Genomic DNA, 14,721 nt, shown 5'->3' on the forward strand with positions numbered 1-14,721 from the left:
TCTATGATGCCCCCTTTAACTATGTAAGGTTCACCGTCGAGTACCCCTACAATGTGTACAATGTTTACTTGGATTCGGTGCGTGTTGTGCCTTTGTTTTATCATGACCTTTCGGTTTCTTGTGTGGGGGAGGGTTTTACTTCTCCTTCGGGTACGGTGCAGTATGAGAATGGTACGTATGCTGGGGTGACTGCGTATCCGGCGCCAGCTTGGCTGTTTAGTTACTGGACACTGGACGGCCAATACGCAGGCGCCAGTCAAACGATATCGGTTAACATGACCCAGTATCATAGTTTGGTGGCGCATTTTGTTGAGGCGCAATCGCTCCAGTGGCTAACGGTGAATGCCTATGATGATTATTTGGGTCCGGATTATCCGTATGCGCCTGCGGTTTTTGTGGATGGCTACTATGTGGGTGTGGCGCCGGTTTCGTTGCAGGTGGCTGTGGGGAGGGATCATTGGGTTACGGTTGATTACAGCGTGTACAGTGAGTACTGGTTTTTGACTGCTTACCTCTATGATTTCACTGGCACCTACAACGGCTACTCTTATGAGTGCACCGTGTTTTTTTCGCCCAGCTACAGCACCACCATTAACGCGGAGTATCTGCCTTGGTAGCGGTGGCTGCTGCCCCTTTTTTCCTGGGCTACCCTGAGCAAGTGTTGGCGCCGCCAATGCATACGCTCCGCTATGTGTGGGGGAAAGCCCGTTTTTGTCTTTATATAAGGGGAGGGAGAGGCTGGTGGAGCAGCAGACGTTTGCGATATGTCTTTAATATATAGGATTGAAATGTTGTCTGTTCTGCTTGTGGCGGGCTCCACAACCAGCCTGCAATATGCCAAAGCGCCCAAAGCAAAAACGGGTTGTTTTACTCAATCCGTAGGTTGTTGTTGTGTAAAGAGGGGTCCCCCACAACAACTATAGAAAAAAAGCAAACACAGATTTTTGGTGTACCGGCAGCTGCCCCTGCTGGAATTGGGTTGCCGCAGCATCGAATAATGCTCCCCGCTTGGTTTGCGATACTTCTTTTAAACCAAACCTGCATACTAGAGGTGAGGAACCAATTTGTCCATCCAAAAAAACCCCCAAGCTAACACTGTCTATTTTGTGTGGCTTAACCAGTACAGCGGCATCCTGCTTAAAACCCCCACCGTAACCCTCGCCATCGACCCCGCAGACATCAAACCCAAAAGCCTCCCAGCCCTCGACGCCATCCTAATCACGCATGAACACTACGACCACCTCGACCAGCCCCTAATCGCCGCGCTCCAAGCAGCCACCAACTGCCAAGTAATCGCCGACGCAGCCTCAGCCCAAAAACTCCAACTCAACATCCCCCCCAGCAAGCTCCGCTCGGTCAAACCCGGCGACCAAGTCCAAGTCGGCGCAGTAACCGTGAAAGCCCAGAAATGCAACCACAACGCCAAAGCCCCCGTCACCTACATCGTGACCAGCGAAGACAACCTCAAGATATACCATACCGCCGACAGCTTGCCCTTTGGGGAGCTAGCGTTGTTGGCGCAGAAGGAACAGTTTGACGTGGTCTTCTGCTCGGTGGGGATTGCGCCTGGAGCCAGCCCCAAATCGGGGTTTGAGATTGCCCGCCTCACCAAGCCGCCGCTTGCTGTGCCCTACCATGCTGGTTCAGAGAGAAGCCTAAACGAGTTTGCTGCGTTGATTAAGCGGGATTTGCCTAAGACGGCATGTTTGGTTCCTCAGCTAAACAGGATTTATCAGGTTTCTAAAGGAAGTGAGAAAGAGTGAATACAGAAAAAGTAAGCGTGGACAAGAAAAGCCAGATGGCAAACATCCTCTACAAGATAGACGCAGTGAAATTCGGGGTCTTCCAGTTATCCTCAGGCAAAGCCAGCCCCTACTACATCGACCTCCGAGTCATACCCAGCTTCCCCGACGCCTTCAGAGAAATCTGCGACTTCTACGCCGCCGCCATCAGCAGCCAGCTTGGACTTAAAAGCTTCGACCGCATCGCCGGCATCCCCCTAGCAGGCATACCCTTTGCCTCGCAAATTGCCTATAACCTCCAAAAACCTTTCCTCTACGTCCGCAAAGACATAAAACTCCACGGCAGAGAACGACGCGTAGAAGGCATCTTGGTTTCAGGCGACAGGGTATTGCTGCTTGATGACTTGTTGACAACTGGTTTAACGTTGAAGAACGCGGTGGAAGCGGTTCGAGCCGAGGGCGGAGTGGTGTCTGATGCGGTGGTGTTTTTGGACCGCGAGGAAGGCGGAGATGAACTGCTTGCGGCAAGCGGCGTTACGGTGCATGCGCTGCTAAAAATCAGTGAGGTAGCGAACACACTCTATGACATAGGCGCCATCGACCGGGAAAGCCTCAAAACCATACTTAAACAGACAAAAAAACGTTAACTGCGCTACTCATAGTAGATCAGGTCGGTTTCTTCCAGCAGCGAATGCAATTTCTCCACGGCAGCATAGACGTCGGGTTCATGCTTGGCGCCTGTGCAGACCAGTTTGCCGCTGGCAAAGAGCAATATAACCACTTTAGGCTCCTCCATACGGTAGATTAAACCCGGGAACTGCTCAGGTTCATACATGGCATGCCCAAGACTGTAAGCTGCCTTTTCAAGGTCAATCATGCCGCCTAACCCCCCGGAAGCAACGATGTTTTGGATTTTCAATTCGGGTTTGCTGATGATGATTATTCCGCCCCGCTTAAGCTCCTTCACCACCTTCATGACGGCTCGCTTAGCCTCCTTTTCAGATTTAGCGCCTGTGCAAACCATTTTTCCGGAGCTGAAAATTAAAGTGGCCGTTTTGGGACGTTTAAGCCGGAAGACCAGGCCGGGGAACTGTTCGGGGCGATATTCCACGCCGGGGTAGCCCTTAACCACTGAGTTCAGGTCGACTTTCTGGTTAAGTGTTGCAGAAGCGACCACGTTTTCGATGCTTATTGAAGCTTTCACTTTGGGCATAAGTTCCCCCTCCTCTGAATAAACTGCCTTAGTTTGATTTTATCAGAGGCTGTGTTTATAAATACATCTATGGCTGCTTGACGCCGGGGTTTTGTTGTTCAGCAACCGCTTTTTTGCGCCGCAAAACCGGAGCAGCGAACTCAACGATGATTAGCAGCATAATGAGCACAACGATTAGGGGCAGCATCCACGAGTTGCTTTTCATAATCAGGGTCACCCAGCCAAAGTAAGGTATCCGCATGACCACTTTGCCCAAAACAAGGTCCTCAGATACCCCCTGGCCTGTTGTCCAGAGCGTGTGTGAGTCATACTGGGAAACATCCGGTGGTGAGGGCCATGTGTCTCCGTTGCCGTCGCCCTTAGTCTGGAAAAACCATGTGCCCTCTTCATCCTGGTACTTAGCGACAATGCGGTGAACGATAGGTGTAGCCTCCGAGTTGGCGCCGCCGACTGGTTTCTGGTAAACGATGATGTCGCTGTTGGGGTAATCAGCATTCAACTCTGCAGGATCCACGCTTTGGATAACGATAATGTCCCCTACATGCAAGGTTTGATCAAAAGGGTGACTAAAACCGTCGCATCCACCCTGCATGGTGCACATGCTGCCGCTTTCCACCACCCGCAATGGAACGCTGTTTCCTAAGGCTAACCCAAGCCCAAAGAAGAAGGCTAGGATAACGGCGGCGACTAGGCTGATGCTAACTGCGGTTTTTACGTATTCGTTTCTAAGAAGTCTTCTCAGGTCAGTCAATAGCTTTCACTGACTTGATACTTCCAAGGAGCATTTAAGCTTTAAAGTGGCTTCTGGAAAAGAAAAATAGAGAGTGCTTAAGGGAAGCACTGTTCATTTAGATTTTCTGTTTACTTAGTACTTCGCGGAATACGTTGCCGCATTTGGGGCATTCGTAGAGGCCGATTTCTAGCTGCATCCGTTTTCCTTCTTTGTCGGGGCGGCCTGCCATCTTCCATGTTTTCTTGGGTTTTGCTGCTTCGGTTCCGCATTTTGGACATTTCGCCATGGTTGTTTTCCTCCGTATTATCGCTTTGATGGCATTCGGCTGATAAGATAAAAAAGTTTCCATAGTGTTCGCATAGATATTTTTCTGTTCAACATGAAAATTAGACATCTAAATGTTAAATCCATGGAAACAGTGGTAAAGAAGTGTGGAAACCAAGCCATACACCCCTCGGTATTCATCAAGAACAACACCAATAGAACAGGAAACCAAACAAAACCAACGTAACTTCACCCCTGATATACGCAGCTTTGCATCCCCAACATTTTTTAAGGCACCGCGAAAGCTATACTTCTAATCGATTCGAGGCACACTTTGTATTGCAAGCAACTTCTGAGAACGCTTTTGAAATGCTTGTCAAGCCAGTGCGAAGGCTAATAGAGCAGAGAGGATTCTCTAAACCCACCGAACCCCAAGCTAAAGTCATCCCCAAAATCCTCGACGGCAAAAACGTCCTCCTCATATCGCCCACCGCAACCGGAAAAACCGAAGCCGCCTTCCTTCCCGTCCTCAGCATGCTTCTTCAGCAGCCCAAAACCCCCGGCATAAAAGTGCTCTACATCACGCCGCTACGTGCGCTCAACCGCGATTTGCTGGAGCGCCTCCAGTGGTGGTGCAACAACCTCGACATCAAGTTGGCGGTGCGCCACGGCGACACCGAACAGAAAGAACGCACCCGACAAAGCCAATGTCCACCCGACATATTAATCACCACACCCGAAACCCTGCAGGCAATCCTCTCTGGGTGGCTGCTGCGTCAGCATCTCCAAGCCCTTAAGTGGGTGGTGATTGATGAGGTGCATGAACTCGCCGACAGCAAACGGGGTAGCCAACTCTCGCTGGCGCTGGAGCGGGTGCGGGGGTTAATCGGCAGGGACTTCCAGATGATTGGGTTATCCGCCACCGTGGGCAGCCCAGAGAAGGTCGCGGAGTTCCTCGTCGGCGATAAACGCCCCGTTGAAACCGTGCGGGTATCCGTTGCCAAGATGGTTAAGCTCCAAGTAATTTTTCCCCAGCCCACCGAGGAAGATGTGCGTTTCGCTGGCAAAATCTACACTCACCCCGAGGTGGCGGCGCGCCTGCGGATCATCCGTGATTACATGGAGAAGCGCAAGTCAGTTTTGCTCTTCACTAACACTCGGTCGGTTTCGGAGGTTCTGGCTTCACGCTTCAAAGTCTGGGACGAAGACTTCCCCATCTCCATCCATCATGGTTCACTGGCAAAGCCCTCCCGCATCGCCGCGGAAACCGGCCTTAAACGTGGCGCACTCAAAGGCTTAATTGCCACAAGCAGCCTTGAACTCGGCATCGATGTTGGACACATTGATTTGGTGATTCAGTATATGAGTCCACGGCAGGTGTCGCGGCTTATCCAACGCGTCGGCAGAGCCGGGCACACCTACGGTGACCTCTCAGAGGGCATAATCATAGGCATGGACTCCGATGACACCCTTGAGGCCCTGGTGATTGCACGCCGCGCATTGCAGGAGCAGCTTGAACCCATAAGCCTGCCTGATAAACCCTACGATGTGCTGGCGCATCAAATCGCTGGGCTGCTGCTTAAAACCAGACGCTTAACCTTTAATGAAATCCTCGCAGTATGCCAGAACGCCGCGCCCTATCAGAATCTAACAGTTGAGGACGTCGAGAAAATCATTAGGTACATGCATCAGCGGTTTCCACGGCTGGCATGGGCGTCCTTTGAGGATCAGGTGGTTCTGCGTCCCCAACGCACCAAAGCCCTCTTTGAGTACTACTTTGATAATCTCTCCATGATTCCTGAGGAGAAGCAGTTTCTGGTCATAGATGAAACCGCAGATTCCTCCATCGGGGTACTCGACGAGGCCTTCATGGCTGAGTACGGTAAACCCGGAACCAAATTCATCATCCGCGGCAGCCCCTGGCAAATCATACATGCCACCGAAGACAAAGTCTACGTTCGCCCCGTCGAGGACCCCGCCGGCAGCATACCCAGCTGGATAGGCGAAGAAATCCCGGTGCCCTACGAGGTCGCCCAGGAATTAGCTGAGGTCCGCGGCTTTGTTGAGGAGCAGTGGCAACGCGGCGCCACCCCCGAGGAAACCAGCCAGATGCTCTCGGAACGTTACCCCGCCGACGCCCAGACCATCCTGCATGCCATAGCGGAGACCGCCGAGCAGGTGTACAGCGGCTTCCCCGTGCCTACGCCCGAGCGTATCGTGGTGGAGGAGTGGAGCGAATTTGTAATTGTGCATTCGAATTTTGGTTCGTTGACGAATCGCGCGTTGGCGCAGCTGCTTGGGCAAGTGCTCTCCGATAAGCTGGGACGCGGCATCGTCGTGCAGCATGATCCCTACCGCATATTTGTACAGACCATGGGCGCCATCTCCTCGGAACGTTTGGTGGAGGTGCTTAAAGAAATCAAGGATTTGCCCGAATCCACAGTCCGCAGCACCTTGACTGCCTCCACAATCAAAACGGGGCTGTTTAAGCGACGCGTCATCCAGGTTGCCCGCCGCTTCGGCGCCCTAAAGAAGTGGGCGGATTTTGGCAATGTGAGCCTGCAAAAACTCATCTCCAGCTTCGAAGGCACCCCAATATATGAGGAGGGCCTCAAGGAGGTGTTCAGCAAAGACCTTGACGCTGACGGATTGGTTATGGTTCTGGGGCGTCTGCGTGAGGGCAAGACGCGGTTGCAGGTGGTGAAGACAGGCGGTAACCCGACGCCGGTGGCTCGTGTGGGCATAGAGCGGGTAAGCATGAAGACTGATTTGATTCCGCCCGAGCAGATGCGGGCTGTGCTGGTGGATTCGGCTAAGGCGCGGCTGCTGAATGAAACAGGCAACTTTGTCTGTGCGGCATGCTGGGACTGGATGGCTATGGTGCGCATAAAGGATTTGCCTGATAAACCCCTGTGTCCCCACTGTGGCTCAGCCGCGATTGGGATGCTTAAGGTGGAGGAGGAGAAAGCGATGGGTCTGGTGGAGAAGCGGGGCGAGCATCTGGCTAAGAACGAAGTGAAGATGCAGGCGCATGCCAAGCAGACCGCGGAGCTTATTGAGCGGTACGGGAAAGCGGCGGCGGTGGCTTTGAGTGGACGCCGAATTTCAGCTAACGATGCCAAGGCGGTTCTGGAGAAGGAGCCTCGGGTTTCTGATGGCTTCTTTGAGTTGGTTTTGGAGGCTGAACGTAAGGCGCTGAGTCGTCGTTTCCGTTAAGCGACGTTTTGGTTAGCCTGCTGGCGAGTATTCAGACTTTTAACATCATCTTTTTAAGTGTAGAACCATTTATTTCTTGGTTGTTCGCTCGTTATGCATATAGGAGTATGCGTGTGTGGAAATAAGCCGAAAAAACCTACGCAAAGAAGTTCTGGAACGTATCAAATTCATGAAAACCTGCGTTATGGCCCGCGAGCTTTGTCTGCTAGTGCGCACCAACAGAGCAATTCTGGAGCCCAAGGACGTAAAGGATGTCTGCATGTACATTTCGAATCTATGCCGCGAGGAAGGCTGCGGTGAACCCAGCGAGTTATGCGCGAAGGCTGCACATGCAATCGGAGAGGCAGATGAGGAGAAGTATCTGGATTTATGCGCTCAGAGCTGCGTGAAATGCGGTGAGGCTCGGCGTCCGCAGGCTAAAAAAGATGCCTATGTTGCTTGACTTGTGAATGGCTTGTTTAGGGATGTGTGTTAAGAGAAATGTTTATCGCGCCTTTTGTTCCCAGCCCCAGCAGCGTGGTTGAGTATATGCTTAAGCTTGCCGGCTTGAAGTCAGGCGAGGTACTTTTTGATATGGGTTCAGGTGATGGCCGAACCGTGATTATGGCAGCTAAAACCTTTGGCGCCCGGGGCGTAGGGATCGAGTTACGTGAGGATTTAGCTAAAAAAGCCATGAGTAACATCCATGAGAGCGGACTTGAGGGCCGCGTGACAATCATAAACGACGACATGTTCAACGTGAATTTAACCAGCGCCGACGTGGTTTACCTGTACTTGACCACCAGCGCCAACGAGAAAATCAAACCTAAACTTGACCGGGACCTAAAACCTGGCGCCCGCGTGGTCTCCCATGACTACGAAGTGGTTGGGTGGCGGCCCGAGAAAATCGAGAACTTCTGTGAAAACCCCCAGTTGGGCTACCCCTCACATACGATTTATCTGTACCGCAAACCCTGAGTTTTGCTGGTGCTCACAGCAGACCTCCCTCCCCCTATTTAATAAGGAATCAAGACGGTCGGGTCCATTTTTTCTTAGTTGTTGCTTGGCAAGGCGCCTTTACACAACAACCTGTGGCGTTTGTGGGCGGCTGCTTTTCTGTTTTAGATTGTTTAGGCGGTTGCTGGCGAGTTGTGCAATATGCCACAAGCAGAGCCCCCGGGATTTTGATCCGCTCTGTCAGGGTGATTTGCCGCGGCTTGTGCCAATTGGCCTCACAGTAGAAGCATCAAAATCCTTTGGTGCCCAACAACAATTATAAGCTGGCGGCTCGTCAACAGAAAAGCGGTTTAAATGCAGTTTGTTCCATGGCAAAATGTGGCGGATTGGCGATGCAGAGGCTGCGGGTACTGCTGTAAACTCTACAGCGTCGTCTTGGGTTTTACCGAGTGGCTGCATCTCACCAAGACCTTCGGGGCAGAAACCACCGAGGCGGGGCTAAACCGCTTCTTCATCAAACGCTGCAGTGATGGTAGCTGCGCTTTTCTCTGTAGCAGCAACCGCAACTACTTCTGTGGGCTGCAAAGCATGAAGCCTCAGGCCTGCAAAATCTGGCCGTTTAAGGTGCTGGCGGAACCCAAATACGGCGAGGAAAAACAAGCCGCGTACCTGTACCGGGGCAGCACAATCTATGTTTACGTTGATACCATGTGTAACGGGTTGCGTTATGGGGCGCCGACCTGGGAGTTTGAGCGTGTGGTTGTGCGGGAGTTTGCGGAGTTATCGCTTGGGCTGCGGCAGGTGCAGGTTAATTCCACTAGGAGCCCGCCTGCGGAGTGGCGAAGGATTTAGCTTAATTTTTTATTTTACATATTCAGGTTCGGAATATATTGCATCTGATTTTGAAGACTTATTCATAATTCATAAACGTCAAATATGATTAGCGCCTGTCTGCTTGCTATATGGTGTGTTCAGATATGAGGCTAACAAAAACTTTAACTTCGATAGTAATTGCAGCATTAATCTTATCCTGTTTCATAACTTTATACAAAGCCGAGCCTGCCACGGCCGTATCATCAAATGGCACGATAAACTTTAACGTAAGCGGCTTAGCGGCTGGCACAAGCTGGACCGTGCAAGTGCAAACTACCAATCATACCCAAACCAGCAGCACCTACTCCACATCTTGGATCGAAGGAGTGCCCTGTCCATGGATTGTCTATGTGCCTGCCGGATACACTTCATCATCCACCCTATCCGGAACCGCATACGTAGCAGCGTACGGAACAACAAACATAAACGTGGCCTTCACGGCTATACCCGGTGCCTACGATGTGGTTTTTACCCAAACCGGTTTAGCCTCAGGCACACGCTGGAGCGTAACCCTCAACGGCAACACACAAACATCAACCACCGACACTGTCACATTCAGTGGCGTGTCCGATGGTTCATACAGCTACTTTGTCAATGCCCCCGGAGGATACAATGCCTCAGTAACCTTTGGCGCCATCACTGTGGATGGAGAAAACGTGGAGCAGTCAGTGCTGTTTACTTCTCAATCTGACAGCTGGAGTATGTTTGGGAATGGTCCAGCCCGCACTGCAAGCTCCACCTCGATTGGTCCCCTGACGAACTCTTTGGCGTGGTCAAAGTCTACCGGACAATTCGGAGAATACTACCTTGATTTTTCGCCTGCTGTGGTTGTGGGTGATGTTTTCTACATATGCTCAGGACATTACGTCTATGCTCTTAACGCATTCACTGGAGACCTGATTAATACATACGATTTGGGATCAACTTATAATGATGATTCCGGACCCGCTATGGTGGAGGATATTTTATACTTCGGTTCATCAGGCGGGAACGTTACTGCGTTAAATATTACTTCAGGCGACATCGTTTGGACCTATACAACTGGTTCATACATAACAGGGTCCCCGGTAGTAGCAAACGGAGTCCTCTACATAGGTTCATATGATGATAAACTGTACGCGCTAAATGCAACCAACGGCAACCTGGTCTGGTCATATAATACTGGCGCAGACGTGTGGACTTCACCAGCCGTCTCTAACGGGCTTGTCCTAGTCTACTCCAATGGGAAACTGTATGCAATAAACGCGCAGACGGGCAGCCAAGCGTGGAACTATTCCGTGGCAAGTGCTCAATATTATAACGATGCACCAGTTGTCCAAGATGGCATAGTTTATGGGTGCCTATTCCAAGGCTCTGGTGCCGGCGCCTTCTTTGCTTTAAACGTCACTAGTGGCGCAGAAATTTGGTCTTACAGCGCGTATTCTTTCGGTGGAGCCGCTGTAGCTAACGGCGTTGTTTACTTTAACGACGGTGATGATGGTTACCTGCGTGCTCTGAACGCCACTACAGGCGTCGGAATTTGGTCAAGGGACCTATCGCTGTATGATCAGGGCCCAATGGTTTCAGGTGACGTAGTGTATGTGGTGTCCTATAATGGAATTTATGCCTTGAATGCGACAACTGGCAACACCATCTGGTCTTATTCGTTTTATAATTACATGGGTTCGGACTCAGGTACGCCTATTATCGCTAACGGTATAGTTTACGTTTTCGTACCCGGCGATATGATGATGTTTGAGGAGGAAGGTACAATATACGCCTTCGGAAACCCTGAGCAATACACGTTAAACATGACAACTGTGGGTCAGGGCACCGTTGAACCAGGAAACCAAACTTACAATGCAGGAAGCACCGTTAACTTGGTCGCTATCCCCGATGCAGGCTGGAGCTTTAGCGGCTGGAGCGGCGACGCATCAGGCACAACCAACACAACCCTCAGCATGGACGGCAACAAAACTGTAACCGCCACCTTCACCCAAGACATCTACGCCTTAACCATGCTTACAGTAGGCAACGGCCAAGTCAACCCCGGAAACACCTCTGCTACCTACCGATACGGCGACACAGTAGATATCAAAGCAATCAACGATGCAGGCTGGTCTTTTAGCGGTTGGAGCGGTGATGCCTCTGGAACAAGTAACACAACCCTGATGATGGATGGCAACTTAACGGTTACTGCAACCTTCACTCTTATCCCAACCTACGATGTAACCTTCACGTGCACTGGTTTAGCTTTGGGCACAAGCTGGAATGTAACCCTTGACGGAAGCACCCAGACCTCAACCGCTGCCTCCATAACCTTCACGGGGCTCCTCAGCGGCAACTACGCCTACACGATAGGTGCGGTAGCTGATTATACTCTGCAATCTCTCTCATCAACAGGAACATTACCGGTAAATACGGACCTGGACATACCCTTAGCGTTTACTTATAATCTGGACTGGCCTATGTTTGGATACGACTTGGCACGTTGTGGTTCATCCCCCGTTAATGGACCCGCCACCAACTATACAAAATGGATCTATACGACTGGCGGCGTGATAAGTTCGTCTCCATCAATTTATGGGGGCGTGGTCTACGTGGGGTCAAACGATGGTTACCTGTATGCATTCAATGAATCCGACGGCAACATCCTTTGGACCTACAAAGTCAGCGGTATAATTCAGTCAAGCTCCGCTGTAGCTAACGGTGTCGTGTACATTGGCTCCTCCGAAAGCATCCTGTATGCCTTAAACGCCTCAACGGGCACCAGCATATGGAACTTCACAGCAGGCAACGTCATCTATTCTTCTCCAGCGGTTGCTAACGGCATTGTCTATGTAGGCTGTTACGATAAGAACCTCTACGCGATCAATGCCTCAACCGGCGCGTTAGTTTGGAGCTACACCACAGGCGGCCCCATAGACCTCTCTTCTCCCGCCATAGTAAACGGCGTCGTTTTCATAGGCTCAACAGACAGCAAGCTTTACGCAATTAATGCTTCGACCGGTGCTAAACTGTGGAGCAGCGATCTTGGTGGGGCAATATATTCGACTCCTGCGGTAGCCAACGGTTTAGTCTTTGTAGGTACAGAAGGCAGTAAAATATACGCTTTGAATGCAACTACAGGCGATGAATGCTGGCAACTCTCGACAGGCGGCGCAGTTTACTGTTCCGCCGCGGTTGACAACGGAGTAGTCTATATTGGCTCTTATGACAAAAAGATGTATGCACTCAACGCTTCCACTGGAGCAGAAATCTGGAGCTTTACTGTGGACGGCTACATTTTAGCTAAACCCTCAATTGCCAGCGGCGTCATATACTTCGGATCCTTTGACGGACAGCTCTACGCCTTAAACGCAACCGACGGGGAAGCAATCTGGAGCTACCAAACCGATGCAATCTATGTGTCCCCCGCAGTCACAGATGGTTCACTATATGTGGGTTCATCCAACAACAACATAATTGCTTTCTCTGCTCCTCAAGTGATAACCTTAACCATGAACACGGTTGGTCACGGCACAGTGCAGCCGGGCAACGGAACCCAACTGTACGGTTCAACAATAGACCTGCAAGCTATCCCCGATGAGGGCTGGAGCTTTGCTGGTTGGAGCGGCGATGCCTCTGGAACAAGTAACACAACCCTAATGATGGATGGCAACAAGACAATCACAGCCACATTCAGCAAAGACGTATGCATCTTAACCATGATAACCAAGGGCAAGGGCAGCGTGCTCCCCGGCAACGTATCTTACCTCTACGGTGACTCAGTTGACCTCAAAGCCATCGCTGATGCAGGCTGGAGCTTTGCTAACTGGACCGGCAGTGCTTCGGGTACATCCAACACCACCATTACGATGACGGGTAACTTTACGGTCACTGCAACCTTCACCCAGGACACCTACACCTTAACCATCATCACGGTGGGTCAGGGCAGCGTCACCAATGCCAACACAACCTTCCTTTCAGGCACCACTGTTGACCTCTCCGCCACAGGCAGTACTGGCTGGCACTTTGCCAACTGGACCGGCGATCTCTCTGGGTCAGTTAATCCGAGTAGCATCTTGATGGATGGCGACAAAACTGTCGTTGCAAGCTTTGCTAAAGATGTCTGTATCTTAACGATGGTTACGGTTGGCAGCGGCAGTGTTCTTCCAGGAAACGTCACTTATCTGTATGGTGACTCTGTTGATTTGAAAGCCATAAACAATGCAGGCTGGACTTTCGCTAACTGGACGGGCAGCGCATCGGGTACATCCAACACCACCCTAACCATGACTGGCAACTTGACGGTAACCGCGACCTTCACACAGAACATCTACACCTTAACCATCATAACCGTGGGACAGGGCACCGTTACCCCCGGCAACAGCAGCTACCTCTCAGGCGCAACCGTGGACCTTAAAGCCTTCAACGCAGCCCACTGGACATTCGCGAATTGGACAGGCGGCGCATCGGGCACATCCAACACAACCATAACCCTCAACGGAGACATGACCATAACCGCTACCTTCACAAAGATAACCTACGTCGTTAACTTCGCTGCCTCTGGCGCCAGCTCGGATTACGTGGAAAGCATCCTGATTGTGGACGGCACCGAATACCCGCTCAGCGCGCTTCCGCTGTCCTTCACCTGGGACTCAGGCTCAACCCACACCTACAGCTACGCCTCATTGCTGAGCGTAAACAGCGGTAAACGCTACGCTTGGGCATCAGCTAGTGGGCTATCAACCTTGCAGGGCGGCACCTTAACCGTGTCAGGCGAAGGCACCGTCACAGCCAACTATGGCACCCAGTATCTGCTGGTGGTAAGCACCCCGTATGGTTCAGCAAGCGGCAGCGGCTGGTACAGCTCAGGCTCCTCTGCGTCGGCAAGCATCAGCGGCTCCACCTATGGCTCAGGCGACACGCGCCAGGTCTTCACGGGCTGGAGCAACGGGCAAACCGGCACCAGCTTCTCGGTGACGATGGATTCCGCCAAGTCAGTGCGTGCTAACTGGGCAACCCAGTATCTGGTAACCCTCACAGCTAACCCAACTGAAGCCGGCTCCACTACGCCCCAAACCATCTGGGCATCTGCAGGAACAATCAGCATCTCTGCATCGGCAAACAGCGGCTACAGGTTTGCTTCCTGGACAGTAGAGGGCTCAGCCACCATAGCCTCCGCCTACGCTAACAGCACCTCCGCAGCCATCTCTGGCCCCGCAAACATAACCGCGAACTTTAACAGCGGCAGCCTCATCGCAACCGTAACTACCAGCGGCGAAACCTACGATGTTACCCTCAGCGGCGACATAGCGTCAAACCAGATGTCCAACATAACCATCACTCCGCATCAATCAAAGAACACCACCACCGTGGGATTCACTGTAACCGGCGAATCCGGCACCTCTGGCACAGGCAACTTGACGCTTTCCAAGAGCGCCATACCCTACGGCACCACCCCGCTGGTCTATGTGGACGGCGTCTTGGTTGAGGAGCAAGGCTACACCGAGGACGCAGACAACTACTACATCTGGTACACCGTGCACTTCAGCAGCCACGAGATGACCATAGAGTTCACGTCAACTCAGAATGCACCTGACCAGGGCTTAGGCGTCTGGCTTGGAGTCGGCGCAGCAGCTCTGCTGTTTGCTGTGCTGCTGGTGTTGATTGTGCTCTTTAAGCGCAGCAAACCAAAACGGGCATAGCAGGCAATTAAGCCCTGCCTCTTCCCCTTTTGGGTTTTTTCTCTTTTTAACATTATCTATTTTAGGCTCGATGGC

Annotated in this window: 11 protein-coding genes; 8 read left to right on the forward strand and 3 right to left on the reverse strand. The window is 51.7% G+C overall.

All coding sequences use genetic code 11. From position 1 onward, the window contains the following. The 3 genes from NWE93_00005 to pyrE all read left to right on the forward strand — a co-directional run. Nucleotides 1-617, forward strand: a 617-nt coding sequence (locus NWE93_00005) for a hypothetical protein (protein MCW3998605.1), incomplete at its 5' end; no start/stop codon positions are given. 447 nt (nucleotides 618-1,064) lie between these two features. Then, nucleotides 1,065-1,763 carry an MBL fold metallo-hydrolase gene (locus NWE93_00010; GenBank protein MCW3998606.1) on the forward strand — a complete coding sequence of 233 codons (699 nt, stop codon included), beginning with the start codon at nucleotides 1,065-1,067 and terminating at the stop codon, nucleotides 1,761-1,763. After that, nucleotides 1,760-2,389, forward strand: a complete 630-nt coding sequence (gene pyrE / locus NWE93_00015; protein ID MCW3998607.1) for an orotate phosphoribosyltransferase — start codon at nucleotides 1,760-1,762, stop codon at nucleotides 2,387-2,389. The genes NWE93_00010 and pyrE overlap by 4 nt, the downstream gene beginning before the upstream one ends. A gap of 5 nt (nucleotides 2,390-2,394) precedes the next feature. Here pyrE and NWE93_00020 read toward each other — a convergent pair whose 3' ends face one another. From NWE93_00020 to NWE93_00030, 3 genes are all read right to left on the reverse strand, one after another. Continuing rightward, complete coding sequence (locus NWE93_00020; protein MCW3998608.1) at nucleotides 2,395-2,955, reverse strand: TATA-box-binding protein; 561 nt, start codon at nucleotides 2,953-2,955, stop codon at nucleotides 2,395-2,397. Between the two features lie 67 nt (nucleotides 2,956-3,022). Then, nucleotides 3,023-3,706: a S26 family signal peptidase gene (locus tag NWE93_00025; GenBank protein ID MCW3998609.1), complete on the reverse strand. Its 684-nt coding sequence runs from the start codon at nucleotides 3,704-3,706 to the stop codon at nucleotides 3,023-3,025. A gap of 97 nt (nucleotides 3,707-3,803) precedes the next feature. Next, nucleotides 3,804-3,974, reverse strand: coding sequence for a chorismate-binding protein (locus NWE93_00030; GenBank protein MCW3998610.1), 171 nt, complete (start codon nucleotides 3,972-3,974; stop codon nucleotides 3,804-3,806). Between the two features lie 317 nt (nucleotides 3,975-4,291). Between NWE93_00030 and NWE93_00035 the strand changes: the two genes are divergently transcribed. The 5 genes from NWE93_00035 to NWE93_00055 all read left to right on the forward strand — a co-directional run bounded on the left by NWE93_00035 (nucleotide 4,292) and on the right by NWE93_00055 (nucleotide 14,646). Continuing rightward, nucleotides 4,292-7,168, forward strand: a complete 2,877-nt coding sequence (locus NWE93_00035) for a DEAD/DEAH box helicase (GenBank protein ID MCW3998611.1) — start codon at nucleotides 4,292-4,294, stop codon at nucleotides 7,166-7,168. A gap of 115 nt (nucleotides 7,169-7,283) precedes the next feature. Continuing rightward, complete coding sequence (locus tag NWE93_00040; protein MCW3998612.1) at nucleotides 7,284-7,610, forward strand: hypothetical protein; 327 nt, start codon at nucleotides 7,284-7,286, stop codon at nucleotides 7,608-7,610. 38 nt (nucleotides 7,611-7,648) lie between these two features. Further along, a complete protein-coding gene (locus NWE93_00045; protein ID MCW3998613.1) occupies nucleotides 7,649-8,125 on the forward strand; it encodes a class I SAM-dependent methyltransferase in 477 nt (158 codons plus the stop codon). A gap of 333 nt (nucleotides 8,126-8,458) precedes the next feature. After that, complete coding sequence (locus tag NWE93_00050) at nucleotides 8,459-8,956, forward strand: YkgJ family cysteine cluster protein (GenBank protein ID MCW3998614.1); 498 nt, start codon at nucleotides 8,459-8,461, stop codon at nucleotides 8,954-8,956. Between the two features lie 125 nt (nucleotides 8,957-9,081). Next, nucleotides 9,082-14,646 (forward strand): PQQ-binding-like beta-propeller repeat protein, encoded by a 5,565-nt coding sequence (locus tag NWE93_00055; protein ID MCW3998615.1) that lies wholly within the window; start codon nucleotides 9,082-9,084, stop codon nucleotides 14,644-14,646. Nucleotides 14,647-14,721 lie beyond the last annotated feature (75 nt).

It is taken from the genome of Candidatus Bathyarchaeota archaeon (assembly GCA_026014735.1).
GTDB lineage: Archaea > Thermoproteota > Bathyarchaeia > Bathyarchaeales > Bathycorpusculaceae > Bathycorpusculum.

Coding starts and splice junctions, on each gene's coding strand:
- NWE93_00030 (MCW3998610.1), bottom strand. CDS start 3,974: ATGGCGAAATGTCCAAAATGCGGAACCGAAGCAGCAAAACCCAAGAAA.
- NWE93_00020 (MCW3998608.1), bottom strand. CDS start 2,955: ATGCCCAAAGTGAAAGCTTCAATAAGCATCGAAAACGTGGTCGCTTCT.
- NWE93_00050 (MCW3998614.1), top strand. CDS start 8,459: ATGCAGTTTGTTCCATGGCAAAATGTGGCGGATTGGCGATGCAGAGGC.
- NWE93_00055 (MCW3998615.1), top strand. CDS start 9,082: ATGAGGCTAACAAAAACTTTAACTTCGATAGTAATTGCAGCATTAATC.
- NWE93_00045 (MCW3998613.1), top strand. CDS start 7,649: ATGTTTATCGCGCCTTTTGTTCCCAGCCCCAGCAGCGTGGTTGAGTAT.